The organism is Metabacillus sp. SLBN-84, assembly GCF_053629595.1.
In genome coordinates, this window is the sequence record NZ_JBRJIP010000001.1 from 2,476,763 (window position 1) to 2,494,603 (window position 17,841).

Annotated in this window: 18 protein-coding genes; 1 reads left to right on the top strand and 17 read right to left on the bottom strand. The window is 45.8% G+C overall.

The genetic code is table 11. The features are described from left to right. Positions 1-4: 4 nt before the first annotated feature. The 8 genes from def to RKD52_RS12695 all read right to left on the bottom strand — a co-directional run bounded on the left by def (position 5) and on the right by RKD52_RS12695 (position 9,108). Entirely contained in the window at positions 5-487 is a 483-nt protein-coding gene (def, locus tag RKD52_RS12660) for a peptide deformylase (RefSeq protein WP_369733022.1), read from the bottom strand. A 69-nt stretch (positions 488-556) separates the two neighbouring features. Continuing rightward, positions 557-2,974 (bottom strand): primosomal protein N', encoded by a 2,418-nt coding sequence (gene priA / locus RKD52_RS12665; protein ID WP_454101208.1) that lies wholly within the window; start codon positions 2,972-2,974, stop codon positions 557-559. 3 nt (positions 2,975-2,977) lie between these two features. Beyond that, complete coding sequence (gene coaBC / locus RKD52_RS12670) at positions 2,978-4,180, bottom strand: bifunctional phosphopantothenoylcysteine decarboxylase/phosphopantothenate--cysteine ligase CoaBC (protein ID WP_454099991.1); 1,203 nt, start codon at positions 4,178-4,180, stop codon at positions 2,978-2,980. A 101-nt stretch (positions 4,181-4,281) separates the two neighbouring features. Then, complete coding sequence (gene rpoZ / locus RKD52_RS12675) at positions 4,282-4,479, bottom strand: DNA-directed RNA polymerase subunit omega (RefSeq protein WP_029281435.1); 198 nt, start codon at positions 4,477-4,479, stop codon at positions 4,282-4,284. A gap of 5 nt (positions 4,480-4,484) precedes the next feature. Beyond that, on the bottom strand, positions 4,485-5,096 hold the full coding sequence (gene gmk / locus RKD52_RS12680; RefSeq protein ID WP_369733019.1) for a guanylate kinase: 612 nt from the start codon (positions 5,094-5,096) through the stop codon (positions 4,485-4,487). A gap of 14 nt (positions 5,097-5,110) precedes the next feature. Then, entirely contained in the window at positions 5,111-5,374 is a 264-nt protein-coding gene (gene remA / locus RKD52_RS12685; protein WP_029281439.1) for an extracellular matrix/biofilm regulator RemA, read from the bottom strand. 73 nt (positions 5,375-5,447) lie between these two features. Then, positions 5,448-6,323, bottom strand: coding sequence for a YicC/YloC family endoribonuclease (locus RKD52_RS12690; protein WP_454099992.1), 876 nt, complete (start codon positions 6,321-6,323; stop codon positions 5,448-5,450). 97 nt (positions 6,324-6,420) lie between these two features. Beyond that, complete coding sequence (locus tag RKD52_RS12695; protein ID WP_454099993.1) at positions 6,421-9,108, bottom strand: calcium-translocating P-type ATPase, SERCA-type; 2,688 nt, start codon at positions 9,106-9,108, stop codon at positions 6,421-6,423. A 142-nt stretch (positions 9,109-9,250) separates the two neighbouring features. Between RKD52_RS12695 and RKD52_RS12700 the strand changes: the two genes are divergently transcribed. Continuing rightward, entirely contained in the window at positions 9,251-10,954 is a 1,704-nt protein-coding gene (locus RKD52_RS12700; RefSeq protein ID WP_454099994.1) for an Rqc2 family fibronectin-binding protein, read from the top strand. A gap of 44 nt (positions 10,955-10,998) precedes the next feature. Here the strand turns inward: RKD52_RS12700 and RKD52_RS12705 are convergent, their stop codons facing one another. The 9 genes from RKD52_RS12705 to RKD52_RS12745 all read right to left on the bottom strand — a co-directional run bounded on the left by RKD52_RS12705 (position 10,999) and on the right by RKD52_RS12745 (position 17,800). Further along, positions 10,999-11,352, bottom strand: coding sequence for a VOC family protein (locus tag RKD52_RS12705; RefSeq protein WP_454099995.1), 354 nt, complete (start codon positions 11,350-11,352; stop codon positions 10,999-11,001). Between the two features lie 483 nt (positions 11,353-11,835). Continuing rightward, positions 11,836-12,180: a hypothetical protein gene (locus RKD52_RS12710; RefSeq protein ID WP_454099996.1), complete on the bottom strand. Its 345-nt coding sequence runs from the start codon at positions 12,178-12,180 to the stop codon at positions 11,836-11,838. Between the two features lie 89 nt (positions 12,181-12,269). Next, a complete protein-coding gene (locus RKD52_RS12715; RefSeq protein ID WP_454099997.1) occupies positions 12,270-12,545 on the bottom strand; it encodes a hypothetical protein in 276 nt (91 codons plus the stop codon). 225 nt (positions 12,546-12,770) lie between these two features. Beyond that, a complete protein-coding gene (locus RKD52_RS12720) occupies positions 12,771-13,334 on the bottom strand; it encodes an NAD(P)-dependent oxidoreductase (RefSeq protein WP_454099998.1) in 564 nt (187 codons plus the stop codon). Next, the gene (locus RKD52_RS12725; protein WP_454099999.1) at positions 13,315-14,100 is read right to left on the bottom strand and encodes a sirohydrochlorin chelatase; all 786 of its coding nucleotides are present in this window, start codon (positions 14,098-14,100) and stop codon (positions 13,315-13,317) included. The genes RKD52_RS12720 and RKD52_RS12725 overlap by 20 nt, the downstream gene beginning before the upstream one ends. Position 14,101: 1 nt before the next feature. Further along, positions 14,102-14,875 carry a uroporphyrinogen-III C-methyltransferase gene (gene cobA / locus RKD52_RS12730; RefSeq protein ID WP_369733008.1) on the bottom strand — a complete coding sequence of 258 codons (774 nt, stop codon included), beginning with the start codon at positions 14,873-14,875 and terminating at the stop codon, positions 14,102-14,104. Between the two features lie 110 nt (positions 14,876-14,985). Further along, positions 14,986-15,579, bottom strand: a complete 594-nt coding sequence (cysC, locus tag RKD52_RS12735; RefSeq protein ID WP_454101209.1) for an adenylyl-sulfate kinase — start codon at positions 15,577-15,579, stop codon at positions 14,986-14,988. A 16-nt stretch (positions 15,580-15,595) separates the two neighbouring features. Next, on the bottom strand, positions 15,596-16,735 hold the full coding sequence (gene sat / locus RKD52_RS12740; RefSeq protein WP_454100000.1) for a sulfate adenylyltransferase: 1,140 nt from the start codon (positions 16,733-16,735) through the stop codon (positions 15,596-15,598). A gap of 42 nt (positions 16,736-16,777) precedes the next feature. Continuing rightward, positions 16,778-17,800, bottom strand: coding sequence for an anion permease (locus RKD52_RS12745; protein WP_454101210.1), 1,023 nt, complete (start codon positions 17,798-17,800; stop codon positions 16,778-16,780). Positions 17,801-17,841: the final 41 nt, after the last annotated feature.

The following is a 17,841-nucleotide window of genomic DNA, read 5'->3' on the forward strand; positions in this document are numbered from 1 at the left end:
ACCATCATCCTTCCGATTCTTCTAGCTCTTCTTCATTTAAATAGGCTGTCACCTTGGACGTGAAAAGAATTCCATGAAGGTGATCAATCTCATGCTGGATCGCTCTCGCTAAAAAACCATTTGCTTCCATAACAAATGGTTTGCCCTTACGGTTTTGAGCCTTCACTTTCACATACTCGCTCCGCTCTACTTCTCCAAAAAGGCCGGGAAAACTCAAGCAGCCCTCAGGACCAGTCTGAGAGCCTTTTTTTTCGATGATCACCGGGTTAATCAGTTCAATCGTCCCGTGATGATCATCTATATCAACAACAGCTGCACGGACAGGCACTCCAATTTGGGGAGCGGCAAGTCCCACACCGTCAAGTTCAATCATTGTATCATACATATCTTTCAGCAGCTTTGACAGTTTTCTGTCAAATACTGTTATATCTTCACATTCCTGCTCCAGCACATCTGCCGGATGCAGAACAATCGGTTTAATAGCCAATGAAACGTCCTCCAACTACTTAAAAGCTTATTTTTTCTCCAGTTTTGACGCTAATCCGCATTCTGAAACCTACATCATCGCGTTAGGGTTCATATCTATTGAAATGGACAGCTGATTTTTGTTCATATCCTGCTGAAACCGTTCAATAATCATCTTCAGCGCAGAATGAAGATTTTCTTCCCGCTTGTATTTTATCATGCATTGATAGCGATATCTATCGTTTACCCTTGGAATCGGCGAAGCGGACGGACCGAGAATCTGAACATGATCTGACAATTTGTGATTCAGGTGCTGGGTAATTTTCTCCGTCACAGAGACGGCTTTTAACAGATCCGGATGACTGACCGTGACGAGTGCAAGAAAGTAAAACGGAGGGTATGCATGCTGCTTTCTTGCTGTCATCTCCTGCATGTAAAATGAATCATAATCATGCTTTCCTGCAAGCTGGATACTGTAATGCTCCGGTGAATAAGACTGAATCACAACTTCTCCCGGAAGCAAATGCCTCCCCGCCCTGCCTGAGACCTGGGTCAGGAGCTGAAACGTTTTTTCAGACGCCCTGAAGTCAGGCAAATGCAGCATCGTATCTGCCGTCAGAACTCCAACAAGGGTCACATCTGGAAAATCCAGTCCTTTTGCAATCATCTGTGTGCCTAAGAGGATATCTGCCTCTTTGCTGCCGAACGCTGTAAGAAGTTTTTCATGCGACCCTTTTTTTCCCGTAGTATCAACATCCATACGGATAATCCGGGCTTCCGGAAGGACTTTTGCCAATTCCTCTTCAACCCTTTGTGTGCCGGTCCCAAAAAAGCGGATATGCTCACTTGAACACTCAGGGCAGACACCAGGCATCGGCTCCTCATGGCCGCAGTAATGGCATTTCAACAAATGTCCGCGCTTATGATAAGTAAGGGAAATGTCACAATGAGGACAGCCTTTTACACAGCCGCAGTCCCTGCACATGATAAAGGAGGAATATCCTCTTTTATTCAGGAACAGTACGGACTGCTCCCCTTTTTCCAGCCTGTCTTCCAGCTTCTCAAGCAGAACCTTTGAAAACATTGTCCTGTTCCCGCTCCTGAGTTCATCCCGCATATCCACAATTTCCACTTCGGGAAGGGGGCGGCTGTTCACGCGTTCTTTCAAGGCAAGCAGCTGATAGACCCCTTTCCCCGCTCGTGCAAACGACTCAAGAGAAGGGGTTGCGCTGCCGAGAACAACAGGGCACTTGTGGCGCTTTGCCCTGTAAATGGCTACATCCCTTGCATGATAGCGGGGATTTTCTTCCTGCTTGTAGCTTCCTTCATGCTCCTCGTCGATGATGATCATGCCAAGGTTTGTAAACGGAGCAAAAACGGCGGACCTTGCTCCTACGACAAGCTTAACTTCACCGCGGCGGATTTTTCTCCACTCATCGTATTTTTCACCGATTGAAAGACCGCTGTGGAGCACCGCAACAAGCGAACCGAACCTCGCTTTGAACCGGTTGACCATCTGCGGCGTCAGTGAGATTTCAGGCACAAGAACAATCGCTTCCCTCCCCTGATTCAGCACGGCTTCAATGGATTGAAGATAAACCTCTGTTTTCCCGCTTCCCGTGACCCCATACATCAAAAAGACATCATGCGCGTTCCGTTCGATGCCGTCAAGAATAGGCGCAATCGCTGTCTGTTGTTCCGGTGTCAGCGGCAGAGACTCTGTTTTCTGGAATGTACGGTCAGCATACGGGTCTCTGTAGATTTCTTCCCAGGATTCAGACAGAAGGTTTTTCTTTATGAGAGTCTTGACGGGAGAGTCTGTGATATTCAGCTTAAGCAAAAGCTCCTGCAGAGGGACAGCCGCTCCGCCCATTTCTGCGAAATAATCCAGCACTTTTTTTTGCTTTGCTGCCTGAGGCGTGCACCCTGAGGCTTCCTCCTTCAGCACGTCTGATGTGACGGCAGCGCGGATGACCTTCTGTGTTTTTTGTTTGTTTTTCTGTTTTACCCGGTATATGACCTCAAGCAGCCCGCGCTCAATATCCCCCTGAAGCTCTTTTACGCTGTCACTTTTCTCTATCTCTTTCCAGAAGATGCTCGGTGCTTTTTCAAACCAGCGGGCAGCCTTCGGATGCAGCCTGTCCCTTGCCTCAGAGGATGTCAGGCGGATCTCTTTATCATACTTCGCTTTCATGGCAGCAGGGAGCATGGCCTGAAAAGCAGAAATTTTGAAGCAGAGTGTTGTCTCTGTCAGCCAGTGGCCAATGTCAAGAAGCTCCGCGGTCAATGCGGGCGTGATATCCATAACTTCCTTAATCGGCTTCACTTTGTCAAAATCGCTGCTGTCTTTCAGAGCGGTAACAAATCCCTGTACCGCACGCGGTCCGAACGGCACGATCACACGCATGCCGGGTTTGATAAAACCCGTCCATTTTTCAGGAATCAGGTAATCGAACGCCCTGTCTGTCTGCATGGCTTTAACATCTACGATTACACTGGCAAACTTCATCATTTAAACTCCTTTATCCAGACGGATGATCTCGCGGAGAATGTTCTTTGAGACTTCTTCTTTTGACATAACGGGAAGTTCCCTTTTTTCTCCGCCCCGCTTAAAGATCGTCACAATGTTTGTATCTGTGCCAAAACCGGCGCCATCCTGATTCACATTGTTCGCTACAATCATATCAAGGTTTTTCTTTTCAAGTTTTCTTAATGCATAATCCTCAACGTGATCGGTTTCAGCAGCAAATCCGACAAGAATCTGATGATCTTTCCGTTCGCCGAGCTCTTTTAAAATATCCTTCGTCCGTTCAAACTCAATCACCAGATCGCCGTCCTGCTTCTTCATTTTTTGATCAGACACAAGACGGGGGCGGTAATCGGCTACGGCAGCAGATTTGATCACGATGTCCGATTCACTGAACCTCTTAACTGTCTCCTGAAACATGTCTTCAGCTGTTTCTACATTGACCGTTTCTACTCCCTGTGGCGGGGTTAGACTCACCGGGCCGGATATAAGGGTAACATCTGCTCCCATGTCTTTTGCCGCAGCAGCGAGGGCATATCCCATTTTCCCAGTCGATGAATTCGAGAAGAATCGGACAGGATCTGCTTTTTCACGTGTAGGCCCTGCGGTTATGATCATTTTTTTGCCTTTTAGCGGCTGTTCGGCTTCAGCGGAAAAATAAGCGGCAATCAGCGCCGTGATTTTCTCCGGCTCTTCAAGCCTGCCTTTCCCGACATATCCGCAAGCAAGATACCCTTCGCTCGGTTCAATATACTGATAGCCGAACTGCGAAAGGGTCATGATGTTCTTTTGAACGGCAGGGTGATCATACATATGGACGTTCATAGCAGGAGCAATCCATACGGGAGCTGTGGATGCAAGCAAAGTAGTCGTAAGCATGTCATCTGCTATGCCATTTGCAAGCTTTCCGATTGTGTTGGCTGTTGCAGGTGCCACTATAATCAGATCCGCCCAGTCTGCTAGATCAATGTGAGCGATAACCTCAGAATTTTTCTCATCAAACGTGTCGTAATAGACATCATTTTTTGACAGTGCCTGAAACGTAAGAGGCTGGACAAATTCACGGGCTGAAGCCGTCATGATCACTTTCACTTCTGCTCCCGCCTGCACCAGCTTGCTTGTCAGCGCAGCTGCTTTATAGACTGCAATTCCCCCGCTTACACAAAGGAGTATTTTTTTGCCCTTCATTTTACATCCCCCCATCAGTGCTGTTTATTCTGTAATTGCTGACAGTATGAAAAAATAACAACCCATGATGAAGCAGGTTGTTATTTTTATAAGTGATTTAATTAGTCTTGTTTTTCATAATCAAGCAGGCCTGAATGAATTTCTTCAAGTGCTTTTCCTACGTATTTATGAGAAACAGGCTTCACGATCTGCTGATCATGATTTTCCTGCATTTCGCGTGCGCGTCTTGCGGCAACCGTTACAAGCGTGTATTTTGAATCCAGTTTGTTCATAAGTTTGTCAATAGATGGATATAACATATGTTTTATTCAACCTCCAGCATTTTCTTATAGCGAAGTGCGATGCGGTCACGTCTGCAGTGCTCAGCCGTTACGATCGCGCGAATGCGTGCACAGGCAAGGTCCACCTGGTCATTTTCGACTACATAGTCGTATGCATCCATCATTTCGATTTCTTCTTTGGCAGCAGCCATTCGGTTATTGATAATCTCCTGTGTCTCAGTGCCGCGCGTGACGATCCGGTTTTTCAGTTCGCTTAAGCTCGGCGGCATCAGGAAGATGAACAATCCTTCCGGAAATGCCTTTCTGACCTGCAGGGCACCCTGCACTTCAATCTCAAGGAAGACATCTTTTCCTTCACTGAGCGTTTTTTCAACGTATTCAATCGGCGTTCCGTAGTAATTCCCTACAAATTCCGCCCATTCAAGCAGACCTTCTTCTTTTATAAGCTGCTCAAATTCCTCTCTTGTTTTAAAAAAATAGTCGACTCCGTCAACTTCTCCCGCGCGGGGCTTGCGCGTTGTCATGCTGATCGAATATTCAAAGTCTGTATTCTGCGAAAAAATGGCTTTCCGCACTGTACCTTTCCCGACTCCTGAAGGACCCGAAAGCACGATGAGTAATCCTCTTTCTTTCATATCCAGAACGTTCCCTACCCTTCGTCTGTTAACTCGTCTTTATTTGAAAGCCTGTGGGCAACCGTTTCTGGCTGAACCGCAGATAGTATAATATGATCGCTGTCCATAATCACAACTGCTCTTGTTCTGCGTCCGTAAGTCGCATCAATAAGCATCGCTCTGTCACGGGCATCCTGAATGATCCTTTTAATCGGAGCTGATTCAGGACTGACAATCGAGATAATCCGATTGGCAGAAACAATATTTCCAAAGCCAATGTTAATTAGTTTAATACTCATCTGTTTGCTCCCCCTAATAAACGACAACCCTATTTTTGCCCTAAAAGGCCCGGCATAAACGATTAACTGCTAATTATTCAATATTTTGAACCTGTTCTTTGATTCTTTCAATCACGCTTTTCAGTTCGACTGAGCATCTTGAGATGTCTTTGTCATTCGCTTTTGAACCGATTGTATTTGCTTCGCGGTTCAGCTCCTGAACGAGAAAATCAAGCTTTCTGCCGGCAGGCTCAGGCTTTTCCATTGTCTGCCTGAACTGAAGAAGGTGGCTTCTTATTCTTGCAATCTCCTCTGATATGTCCGCCCGGTCAGCAAAGAGGGCTGCTTCGGCTGCAATTCTGCTGTCATCGATGGATCCTTGTGACAGCTCAGCCATCTTCTTTTCGAGCCTGTTTTTATAACGGAGCACAACGTCCGGGGCATGCTTTTCAATTTCGTCTGCATATGCCTCTATTTCAGACAGCTGCTTCAGAAGATCATTTTTCAAATAGGATCCTTCCTCGCGCCTCATATCCTTAAGCTGCATAGCGGCACCTCTGACAGCCGAAAGAATCAAATCTTCAAGTGTTTCATTTCCTTTAGCCATTTCAGCCACGGAAAAGACACTGTCAAGCCTGAACAGATCTGAAAGCTTCAGCCTGCTCCCGGTCTGATACCGGTTTTCCATTTCCGACGCCGCATCCGCATACTGGTCAAGCAGCTTCCAGTCAATCTCAATGACCCGTTCTGCGAGCGCTTCGCCTTCAATCGTTATGTATACTTCCACCCGTCCTCTTTTAACCTCGGATGAGATCACTTTTTTGATTTTATCCTCAACAGACATCAATTGTCTAGGCATTCTTACGCTAATTTCAAAAAAACGGTGATTAACCGATTTCATTTCGGCTGTTATGGTGTGTTGATCATTTCTCTCAGTTGAACGTCCATATCCTGTCATGCTGCATACCATTTTTATCACATCCAATTATCTGATCATATCATAAGAAATGCTTTTCTGTGTATTTAAACAAAAGAAAAGGTAATAGAGAACTCTATTACCTTTAAAATTATAGCATATTCTCCCTTTTTTTACTTGTCAAAAGTGACCCCGCGAGCAAAAAAGTTGGAATCGCGGACAGTCCGAGAACGAGAATCCAGTCTCGCGCCAAAATCGGCACCGTGTGGAAAATCGGCTGCATCGGCGCATAGTAGATGACACCCAGCATGAGCAGGACGGATGAAATGACTGCACCGACCAGGTAGAGATTTTCAAATGGATTTCTTAAGAATACGGACCGCTCGCTTCTGCAGTCAAAAACGTGAATCAGCTGGGCCATGACGAGCGTTGCAAACGCGATGGTCTGTGCATAAATCAAATTTTCCGGGTCTCTGTAATAGACAATCATGAAGGCCGCGAGAGTGACAGCACCGATTAAAAATCCCCTAGAAACGACTTTCCATCCGAGGCCGCGTGCAAAGACACCTTCTTTGTGGTGCCTCGGTTTTCTCTGCATCAGATCGCCTTCAGGCTGATCGAGGCCCAGGGCCATGGCCGGAAGACCGTCTGTGACAAGATTCACCCACAGGATCTGAATCGGAACGAGCGGCAGCGGCAAGGCCAGAAGCATTGCAAACAGCATAACGAGAATCTCGCCGACATTTGAGGCAAGCAAATACCGGATAAACTTCCTGATATTTTCGTAAATATTTCTTCCTTCTTTTATAGCAAGCTTAATGGTTGCAAAATTGTCATCAACCAGAATAAGAGAAGAGGCTTCTTTTGCGACATCTGTTCCTGTTATGCCCATTGAAATCCCGATGTCGGCAGATTTGATGGCAGGAGCATCATTCACCCCGTCACCCGTCATGGCAACGACGTGCCCCCTGCTTTGCAGTGCTTTGACAATTTTAAGCTTATGCTCAGGCGAAACCCTTGCAAAAACATAGACATCTTCCACTACCCCCACAAGCTCTTCATCTGACATGGCAGACAGTGCCGCACCGTCCAGCACTTTTCCATTTGGAGGAAGAAGATCAAGCTGAGAGGCGATTGCGCGCGCTGTATTCGCATGGTCCCCTGTGATCATAACGGTTTTGATCCCGGCCTGCCTGCATTCTTTTACAGCCTGTTTCACCTCAGGGCGCGGCGGATCAATCATGCCCTGCAGCCCAAGAAATACGAGGTTTCTCTCAACTTCATGCTGATGGTACACACTTTGTACGGCTACAGGTTTAAATGCAACTGCTATCGTTCTCAGTGCCTGGGAAGCAAGGCCGTCGATCGCTCCCATGATTTCTGCTTCATATTTTGAAGAAACAGCATGCTGTTTTTCGCCCCATAGAACAAAATCAAGTTTTTTCAGAAGTATATCAGGAGCTCCTTTTGTAACAGCAAATCGTTTGCCGTTTTTATCCTCGATAATGACACTCATCATTTTTCTTGTTGAATCGAAAGGAAACTCTTCCACCAGTTGGAACTGATTCAGAAGAGATTCTCTCGACAGTCCCGCTTTCATCGCCGCGACAGCCATAGCCCCTTCAGTCGGATCGCCGTCGAGAACATAGTCGTCATCTTTTTCTGTTATTTCTGCCGTGTTGCAGAGCATGCCGAAGGTCAGAATCTGCTGCAGCGGCCTGCTGTCTTTCACAAGCACTTTCTGGTCATTGATAAAAAACTCGCCTTTAGGCTGATAGCCTGTTCCGCTCAGTGTCCACGTCGTACCGCCAGACCAGATGTGGGTAACCGTCATTTTGTTCTGTGTCATCGTACCTGTTTTATCCGAACATATGACAGAAGCGCATCCAAGCGTTTCTACAGCAGGAAGCTTTCTGACGATTGACCGCTGTTTGATCATCCGCTGGACGCCAAGAGACAGGGCAACCGTCACGATCGCAGGGAGCCCCTCTGGGATTGCTGCTACTGCAAGCGACACTCCTGCAAGAAACATATCGTAAAGCTCATGTCCCTGAATGACTCCGACAGCTACTACTAAACATGTAAGGGCAAGGGCTACAATGATGAGAATTTTGCCAAGCTGTTCAAGCCGTCTTTGCAGCGGGGTTTCAAGCGTTTCAGCTGATTGAAGAAGGTCTGCAATCTGTCCCATCGCTGTGTTCATTCCCGTTGCGACAACAACCCCGACACCATTTCCCCTTGTCACAAGCGTTCCCATAAACGCCATATTCACGAGATCCCCAATTCCTGCCTGACTGTCAGAAAGGGCGTTTGTGCATTTGGCAACAGGAAGAGATTCACCTGTAAGGGCTGATTCTTCAATCTCAAGGCTTTTTGCTTCAAGCAGCCTGAGATCTGCTCCGATCCTGTCACCGCTCGAAAACTTTACGATATCACCGGGAACAAGGTCCTTCGACTGAATTCTTGTCCACTCACCTTCTCTGAGGGCCTGCACCTGAGGCGCCGACATTTCTTTAAGGGCCTGCAGAGACTTTTCTGCTTTCTGCTCCTGGAAAAAACCAAGGACCCCGTTTACCAGCACAATGGCAATGATCGCAATGGCATCAATGTATTCGCCGAGCAAACCGGATATCAGAGTTGCCGCGAGCAATACAAGGACCATAAAATCTTTGAACTGCTCAAGAAACACTAAAAAGGCTGAAGGTTTTTCCGCTTCCTTCAGTTCATTAAATCCGTGGTGCCTGACCCGTTTCTGTACGTCTTTTTCAGACAAACCGTTTTCCCTGCTGGAATGAATGGACTCTAGTACTTCCTCAGGTTTAACTTCATGCCATTTCATGAATGATTATTACACCTCTCAATACTCTAAATAGTAGGACAATCTCTTCTAATGCCAATTTATTCAGACCTGTCCGAAAAAATGCTATAATAATTCGAATGAACAATTGTTTCCTAAACAGCTATAGAAAAGGGTGCTTGCGATGTCATTTGATGGCATGTTTACATATGCAATAACAGAAGAACTTAAGAATTCACTTGAAAACGGCAGAATCTCGAAGGTTCATCAGCCGTATAAAAACGAACTCATTTTTGTGATCCGCTCAAATGGGGCTAATCATAAGCTTTTGCTTTCTGCTCATCCGAGCTATGCAAGAATTCACTTAACAGAAGAAAGCTACGAAAATCCGAGTGAGCCTCCGATGTTCTGCATGCTGATGAGAAAGCATCTTGAAGGCGGAGTCATTGAGGAAATCGGACAGATAGGGATGGAGCGGATTCTCTATATCGATGTGAAAGGGCGAAGCGAAATCGGAGATGTCACCCATAAGAGGGTGATCATTGAAGTCATGGGAAGACACAGCAATATCATTTTAATAGACCGCGGCAGGAATATGATTCTTGACAGCATTAAGCACCTTTCACCTGCTGTAAACCGCCACCGGACGGTGATGCCCGGACAGGAATATGTGCTTCCCCCCGAGCAGATGAAAGCAGATCCATTTGAAGCAACGGAAGAAACCGTGCTCCGGAAGCTCGATTTTAACGCAGGAAAATTAGACCAGCAGATCATGCAGCAGTTCTCAGGGATCTCCCCGCTGTTTGCACGCGAGATTCTGTTCCGCGCAGGCCTTGCCAACAGAAGCAGTCTGACGCAGTCATTTCTTTCTCTTGTCGGCGAAATCAAGCAGCATCATCTTTCACCTGCCATGATTGAACTTCCTGATAAAGAGTATTTTTACATTCTTCCCCTCACCCATCTGGAAGGAAGACAAAAGCCGTTTTCAACCATTTCGGAAATGCTTGACCGGTACTATTACGGAAAAGCAGCAAGGGACAGAGTTAAGCAGCAGGGAAATGATCTGGAACGGTTCGTGCAGAATGAAATCAAAAAAAATAAAACGAAAATCAAAAAACTTGAAGGAACGTTAAAGGATGCTGAAAAAGCTGAAAAGTACAAGCTTCAGGGAGAGCTGATTACAGCCAATATGTACGCGATCAAGCGCGGAGATGCATCTGCGGATGTCATCAATTACTATAACGGGGATACAGTCACCATCACGCTGAATCCTCAAAAAACGCCGTCAGATAATGCACAGGCCTATTTTCAGAAATACAACAAAGCAAAGAAATCTGTCGCATATGTAAAAGAGCAGATTTCACTTGCCGAAAAAGAGATTGCCTATTTCGAAAACCTTTTCGCACAAATCGAATCCGCTTCCCCGAAGGATATTGAGGAAATCCGAGAGGAACTCATGGAAGGAGGCTATCTTAAAAAGAAACAGACAAAAGGAAACAAAAAGCCCAAACAGGCAAAAATTGTGTTGGAAGCATACCGATCCAGCGACGGCACCGAAATTCTTGTAGGAAAAAACAATAAGCAAAACGATCACCTGACAAACAAAACGGCAGCCCGGGATGATATCTGGCTGCACACGAAAGATATTCCAGGCTCCCACGTCGTGATCCGCCATCCGGAGCCAAGTGATGAAACCATCCTCGAAGCAGCGAATCTTGCAGCGTACTTCAGTAAAGCGAAAGGCTCAAGCTCTGTTCCTGTAGACTACACAAAAGTCCGTTACGTCAAAAAGCCGAACGGCTCAAAGCCCGGCTTTGTCATCTACGACAACCAGCAGACGGTCTATGTCACGCCGGATCCTGATCTTGTGATCAAGCTTAAAAAGTAAGATAAAGACCCCGGAAATGAGATTTCCGGGGTCTTTTTATTGAATCAGCACTTGCATACCATGAGCGTGTTTCCGTCAGGGTCCTGAAACGTAAAATAATGATCATGCTGCACGTCTGATTGCTGAGCGGCTCCCTTTTCTTTTATAAATTCATGGGCTGTTTTAATATCTTCAGTGTTGAAGTGAAACAAAGGCACTTTTGATGCTTCTCCCTCTCTGTAGATCTTGCTGTCGAGAACGGCACCTGTCCCCTGCATCGGGAGAACATATATATGGCCGAACTGGATTTCTCCTTGAGGTTCCACACCTAGAATGCTGCAGTACCAGTCTCTTGCTTTTTCTACATCGCTGACAGGAACGAACACGGTTCCGATTTGGTTCATTACAGGGCTTTTCATTTTTTCTCCTCCTGATTTTTGTTAGAAGTCCTTTGATACCATTCCATATCTTTTTTTGTATTCCTGCTTGCTTAGGAAAACTATGTAATTTACTCGTTCTCTTGTGCTGCAGCAGTCACAAGTTTATAGCAGGGAGCGCTGGGAGCTTCATCATATGAACGAAACTGTCAAGGGTCCTCCCGTACACCGTTTTTTGAACGTCTAGCCAAAAGGATGAGATACATTTTAAGGTAAAGAGGACGTGAACTACTCCTCTCTTTTTTAATGGCAGGCTTTTTTAATAATCATTGTCGATTCCAAATCGTACCCGTTCCCTTGCGCTCCAGTCACTTGCTTTCCGCGGGGAGGACCGGGAGCTTCCTCAGCTGCGCTTGCGGGATCTCCCTTGCCCTCTTCATCCCGCAGGAGTCAAGTGCCTTCCGCTTCAGTCCACTGGAGCTTGGAGCATCCCTGATTGCTAAACAAAAATATTTAAAGGCTTTTTCAATCTTCATTTGAGTTATCTTTTTCATTTCTAATGAAATTTTCTGCGTCAGATTTAATTATTTCTATGTAATGACTTTTTTTAAAAGGTTTTGTTAAATGCGAGATACCTCTAAGGCTTCCTTTGACGATTGTTTCATCCATTTCAAGATCAACAATTACTGTTAGATAAACCATGTTATTATATTTAACTACACCAGTTATTTGTTTATTTGCTAAATCAATGCTTGTATATTCAGGAGCCAGTCTTAAAGGGGCAAAGGTTGTAAATCCTATATTACGTTTTTTTGCTAGTCCAAATAATAAATTTCTAACAAACTCTCTTGCTTTGGTCAGCTGAGACATCTCCTTCGCAGTTTATAACATTCTCTACATACCTAACTGTCCACAATCGCCTGCTTCAATCGCCCCTTTAGTTGAATATCTATCAAAAATTAACGTACTGGTGTGTTACTTTTCAAAAAAGTTTTTCCAGCAAATGCAAAGCCTATCAACAAAGTAATAACACTTGCAACAAAGAAACCAATTGCATATTTAGGGATATTCGCTTCTGGTACTTGCTCATTTATTTCTAATCCTAAAAAGTGAACTCCAATGCCATCGCCATCCACATTTGTTCCAAGAGACCATAAATCTATTCCTTTGTTGACCATTAAAACTGAAATGAAAGCAAGAAAAGTGAAAACAATCCAACGATTAATCGCGTTCATTTTATATCCTCCTTATTCAAATTCATCTCAAGTGCTTATCAAACAATTCTGCCCTTAAACGAAATAACTGATATTCCCATTTTACCATAATTGTCCAATATTCTGTTTAATTGATATAAATGAAAAAGCACACCATTCTAATTGTTGAATGGTGTGCGAATTACTTTGCGATTTTAAGTTTAGCACCTTCTGAACCGAACTCGTTAATGTTAGTTAGGATGCTTTTTATAAAAACTTCATGCAGTCATCTGCCAGCTTTTTTAGAAGTTTCTTTTTTTCTTCAATGCTCAGATCAGATGCGTGAATGTGTTTCCGCTGTTCATACAGTTCGTTCAGTTTGCTGATGAATGGTTCGTTCAGCTGACTGGCAAAATGATCGGCTATTTTTTTGGCGAGAGCAGGGCTTGCGCTGTCTGTTGAGACCGACAGGGTGAGCCTGCCTCTTTTTTTAATAGAGGGAACTTGTACATTTCCGAGGCCGGCTTCTCCCGCTACGTTCACAAGCTGGTGTTTTTCTGCTGCTTCTGCAGCCCAAGCATTTACTTCCCTGCTTCCGGCAGCTGCTATGATTAAGAACGCATCCGAAAGGTCTTCTTTTTGAACTTCTTTTTGCTTCCATGTAATGGTGCCTGAATGGTGAAGCTCCTGAATCTCCGCAGCAACCTCAGGGCTGACAACTGTGACAGCTGCTCCCTGCTCAAGAAAAACGGCAAGTCTTCTGCATGCGATTTTGCCGCCGCCTATAATCACTACTTTCCGGTTTTTCACATCAATCATTAATGGAAGCATATGATTTTCCCTCATAGATAAAGTCAAATGCACCGTCCCGGTTTGAGATGGCTTCCTGCACCCGCTCTGTAAAGACTTCCTCGACCCCGCTGTCGTATCCGAGGTATCTGCATACCGTTAAATCCGGGTGCTTTACAGACAGTGCCTTTCTCATAACCTCTCTCATGACAAGACCTGTAAAGAGCAGATAAGGCACTAGAAAAATGCGTTTATCATTCATGCCTGAAACCCTGTCAAGCATATCATCAAGACTCGGTTTTGCCGCTGTCACGAAGGCTGTCTCCACTTCGCTTCCGCCTGCACGATCCTTTACCAGCAGGCTGATTTCCTTTAAATCTCTTGCCACATCCGGATCAGAGCTTCCTCTGCCGATAATGACGATGAGCGAGTCATGACCGGGATTTCCCTGTTCTGTTACTCGTTTGAGGACACTCTCAGCCAATTTTTCATGAACACCGATTGGTTTTCCGTATGTTACCTCAACATGCGGGAAAAGCGATGCAGCTTCTTTCACCTTTTTTGGAATATCCTCTTTCGCGTGAGCGGCCGTCAGCAGAAGCAGGGGCACCACCGCGATTTTTTCAGCCCCTTTTCTGACGCATGCAGCGAATCCTTCTTCAATCGAGGGCTCGGCCAGTTCAAGAAAGCAAATTTCCTGAATATCCGCTTCGATGTGCGGCTGGACCCGCCTGATAAAAGAGACAGCCTCATCGCAGGCCTGTCTGATCCGGCTGCCGTGGCAGACATATAGAACAGCCTGTTTCATCTTACAGCACCCCGCTGATGGCAGCTTCAGAGGCTTTTTCCTCAAACCAGCTGATTTTTTCGCGGTAGCGGACAACTTCTCCGATGATAATCATGCTGGGATTAGTGATCTTTTCAGTTCTTGCAATATCTGCAATCGTTTCAAGCGTTCCAGTTACGGTCTTCTGCACGTCAGTCGTTCCCCAGTGAACGAGCGCAGCAGGGGTATCTTTGGACTTTCCGTTTTTCAGCAGCTGCTCCTGAATATAAGGCAGATTCCCCACTCCCATATAGATTGCAAGTGTATCAATCCCTTTTGCAAGACTTGCCCACTTTTGGTCTTCTTTTTCATCATTTTTGTGGTGCCCGGCAACGAAGGCAACGCTTGCGCTCACATCCCGGTGGGTGACGGGAATTCCTGCATATGCAGCAGCAGCTATACCCGATGTGATGCCGGGTACAATTTCAAACGGGATGCCGTGTTTGACAAGGGCTTCCGCTTCTTCTGCACCCCGGCCGAACACAAACGGATCTCCGCCTTTCAGACGGGTGACGGTTTTGCCGCTTTTTGCGTAGCGAACGAGAAAATGATTGATTGTTTCCTGCTTCATTAAGTGGTAATCGGGCAGCTTTCCGCAGTAAATAAGGTCAGCACCTTCTTTCGCGTAGGCAAGCAGCTCTTTGTTCACAAGGCGGTCATATAAGATGACATCGGCCTTTTGAATGCATTTAACAGCCTTTAATGTAATCAGTTCAGGATCACCAGGTCCTGCACCTACTAAATAAACATTCCCCATTGATAGACTCTCCTTACTTATATGAAAACTGCCTCGCTGCGTTCGGCGTGTGATGTAGTGATTCTTACAGTCTACTATATCAGGAAAACGGAGCATTTTTTAGATTATTTTTAAATCAAGCCTCTTTCAATTAACGCTTTCGTCAGCTGTTTGACACACGCCTCAACGGAGTGCTTTTCGGTATCCAGAATGATTTCTGGTTGAAGAGGCTCCTCGTACGGGGCGCTGATTCCCGTAAAATTCTTAATTTCTTCATTTCTCGCTTTTTTGTAAAGACCTTTAGGATCACGCTTCTCGCATTCTTCAACAGAACATTTCACATAGACTTCAAGAAATTCATTTTCCCCGACAAGTCCTCTGACAAGATCGCGGTCAGCGCGGTAGGGTGAAATAAACGCCGTCAGGACAATCTGCCCGCTTTCCACAAACAGCTTTGAAACCTCGCCGATCCGGCGGATGTTTTCTTTGCGGTCTTCTTCACCGAAGCCAAGATCACTGTTCAGTCCATGTCTCACGTTGTCTCCATCCAGCACAAATGACTGGGCGCCGCGGTCGAACAATGTCCGTGCAAATGCGTTTGCGACAGAAGACTTGCCTGAAGCAGACAGCCCGGTAAACCAGAGGATAAAGCTTTGATGCTTGTTTTTATTATGCCGTTCTTCTTTTGCGATAGATGCTTGATGCCATACGATATTGCTGCTCATCATTGTTTCTCCCTTCTTACGAAACGACTTCTTTTTTTAGTCCGCTGATCAGAACTTCAATGACTTCAGGCCGGCTGAACGTGCTTGGCGGAACTTCGCCGTTTCTGAGCATCTGTCTGACCTTTGTGCCTGAGAGAATGACGTGATCTGCGCTGTCATGCGGGCACGTTTTCGTTGTAGCCATGCTTTCGCATTTGCTGCAGTAGAAGCTGTGGTCAAATTTCATCGGCTTAATGCCAAGCTCCGCTTCTTCAAACTGATCAAATATCTTCTGAGCATCATATGTGCCGTAATAATCACCGACGCCTGCATGATCTCTTCCGACAATAAAATGCGTGCATCCGTAATTTTTCCGGACAAGCGCGTGGAAAATCGCTTCTCTTGGTCCTGCATATCTCATTGCAGCAGGGAAAACGCCAAGCTCCACTCTTTCTTCCGGATAGTAGTTTTTAAGCAGAACTTCATAGCTCTCCATGCGGATTTCTGCTGAAATATCATCTGATTTCGTTTCGCCGACAAGAGGATTCAGAAACAATCCGTCAACCGTCTCCAGGGCAGCTTTCTGAATGTATTCATGTGCTCTGTGTACAGGATTTCTTGTCTGGAAGCCGACGACGGTTTTCCACCCTTTGCTTTTGAAAATCGCTCTAGTTTCTGATGGGTCAAATGTATATTCTTTGAACGGTTTTTCAGGACGCTTGATCAAAGTGATTTTGCCTCCTGCATAGACGTCTTCCCTTTCATGAAGTTTTTTCACTCCGGGATGCGCAAGATCCGCCGTTCCGTAAACATTGATCGCTTCATTCGTTTTATCCGGCTCAAAGAGATCTTCAATTTCAATCAGACCATACACTACACCGCCAAACTGAAGCTTTGCTTTGTCTCCTGTCTTCAGCGACGCTGCTGTTTCTCTGGAAACCGGAAGCGTGATCGGAATGCTCCAGACCGTGCCGTCTGCAAGTCTCATGCTGCTGACTACATGTTCATAATCCGCTTTTGTTAAAAAACCCGTAAGCGGGCTGTAGGCTCCGATCCCGATCAATTCCAGATCGCTCAGGGCCATTGCATCAATTTCAATCACCTGATCGATTTCCTTTATGCTGACGTCAGGATTGTATACATCAACTAATATTCCACCATGCGGCTGTAAACTCATTTATTTTTCCTCCTAAACTGACCTTTTTAATTGGTTTTAACGTTAAATGCCTCCGCCTTCTTCATGCACGGCACGCTTTTCATCCCGGATCGCCTTCATCAGGCTCAGTGTACCAAGGGTTGCCAGCATGACACTCAGAAGAACGATAAGGGAATACATATCCTTTTCTAAAAACAGTTTGACAAGCATATACGATATGGCAAGTGAAAACAGCGGTGAAACAATCCAGATCCGGATGATTTTCTTCACGATATGCTTTTGAAGGATCTCGCTCCCGCTTTTCGCCATTCCAAGTCCGATAATAGCTGATGAAGTTACCTGCGTCAGAGGGACGGGAAGTCCGAAAATGGAACTGACAATCACAAGTCCCGCACCTGTTCCGGATATCAGAATCCCTTCAGGTTTTGAATATCGGGTAATTTTCTTGCCGTTTGTTTCGAGCACTTTTTTGCCGAGAAAGATCGCTCCAAGAGCAACAAACGCCCCTCCGATCAGCGTTCCGTCCGATACAGAAATCATGCCTGCCCCGACAAGCGGCCCTACTGCGTTTGCCACATTGTTCATTCCAGCAGAGAAGGCCTCGAAAAATCCGGCCAGAATCAGGATGACAGTAAGGAGCGGACGGTCTTTAAAGAACGGCTTATGCTGCACTTTATAAAGTCCTTTTCCGAACAGCCAGGCAATTCCGAAAGCTGCAACGGGGACAATCACCCAGAACATCATAATGACTAAAAGTGATTTGATAAATAGGATTTGGTAGGCAATACCCACTCCCACAACGGCTCCAACCGTCACCTCGCTTGTCGACAGCGGGATGCCAAGAAGGTTTGCAAGAAACAGAGAACTTGTTGCAGACAAAACAATAATCAGCACAATTTTCACATTAATGATATCCTGCGGAATAATTCCTGCACTTATGGTCTTAACAACCTCTCCCCCGCCAAGATACGCTCCAGCAAAAACACCGATGGCACATATTAAAAGGGCATGCCGGGCTTTAGGAACTGCGCCGGAGCCGTAAGCTACTCCCATGGAAGCGGCGGCTCCGCTCGCTCCAATGTTCATGGCGAAAAAGAGACTGATGGCAAGCGCACCCAGTTCAAGCA

Bases quoted from the DNA above. Each gene is read 5' to 3' on its own strand.
- RKD52_RS12715 (WP_454099997.1), bottom strand. From the start codon at position 12,545: ATGAACGCGATTAATCGTTGGATTGTTTTCACTTTTCTTGCTTTCATT.
- gmk (WP_369733019.1), bottom strand. From the start codon at position 5,096: ATGAAAGAAAGAGGATTACTCATCGTGCTTTCGGGTCCTTCAGGAGTC.
- rpoZ (WP_029281435.1), bottom strand. From the start codon at position 4,479: ATGTTATATCCATCTATTGACAAACTTATGAACAAACTGGATTCAAAA.
- remA (WP_029281439.1), bottom strand. From the start codon at position 5,374: ATGAGTATTAAACTAATTAACATTGGCTTTGGAAATATTGTTTCTGCC.
- cysC (WP_454101209.1), bottom strand. From the start codon at position 15,579: ATGAGCAGCAATATCGTATGGCATCAAGCATCTATCGCAAAAGAAGAA.
- RKD52_RS12695 (WP_454099993.1), bottom strand. From the start codon at position 9,108: ATGAAATGGCATGAAGTTAAACCTGAGGAAGTACTAGAGTCCATTCAT.
- RKD52_RS12690 (WP_454099992.1), bottom strand. From the start codon at position 6,323: ATGGTATGCAGCATGACAGGATATGGACGTTCAACTGAGAGAAATGAT.
- RKD52_RS12745 (WP_454101210.1), bottom strand. From the start codon at position 17,800: ATGAACATTGGAGCGAGCGGAGCCGCCGCTTCCATGGGAGTAGCTTAC.
- priA (WP_454101208.1), bottom strand. From the start codon at position 2,974: ATGAAGTTTGCCAGTGTAATCGTAGATGTTAAAGCCATGCAGACAGAC.
- RKD52_RS12705 (WP_454099995.1), bottom strand. From the start codon at position 11,352: ATGAAAAGCCCTGTAATGAACCAAATCGGAACCGTGTTCGTTCCTGTC.
- RKD52_RS12710 (WP_454099996.1), bottom strand. From the start codon at position 12,180: ATGTCTCAGCTGACCAAAGCAAGAGAGTTTGTTAGAAATTTATTATTT.
- coaBC (WP_454099991.1), bottom strand. From the start codon at position 4,180: ATGAAGGGCAAAAAAATACTCCTTTGTGTAAGCGGGGGAATTGCAGTC.
- RKD52_RS12700 (WP_454099994.1), top strand. From the start codon at position 9,251: ATGTCATTTGATGGCATGTTTACATATGCAATAACAGAAGAACTTAAG.
- sat (WP_454100000.1), bottom strand. From the start codon at position 16,735: ATGAGTTTACAGCCGCATGGTGGAATATTAGTTGATGTATACAATCCT.
- cobA (WP_369733008.1), bottom strand. From the start codon at position 14,875: ATGGGGAATGTTTATTTAGTAGGTGCAGGACCTGGTGATCCTGAACTG.
- RKD52_RS12725 (WP_454099999.1), bottom strand. From the start codon at position 14,100: ATGAAACAGGCTGTTCTATATGTCTGCCACGGCAGCCGGATCAGACAG.
- RKD52_RS12720 (WP_454099998.1), bottom strand. From the start codon at position 13,334: ATGCTTCCATTAATGATTGATGTGAAAAACCGGAAAGTAGTGATTATA.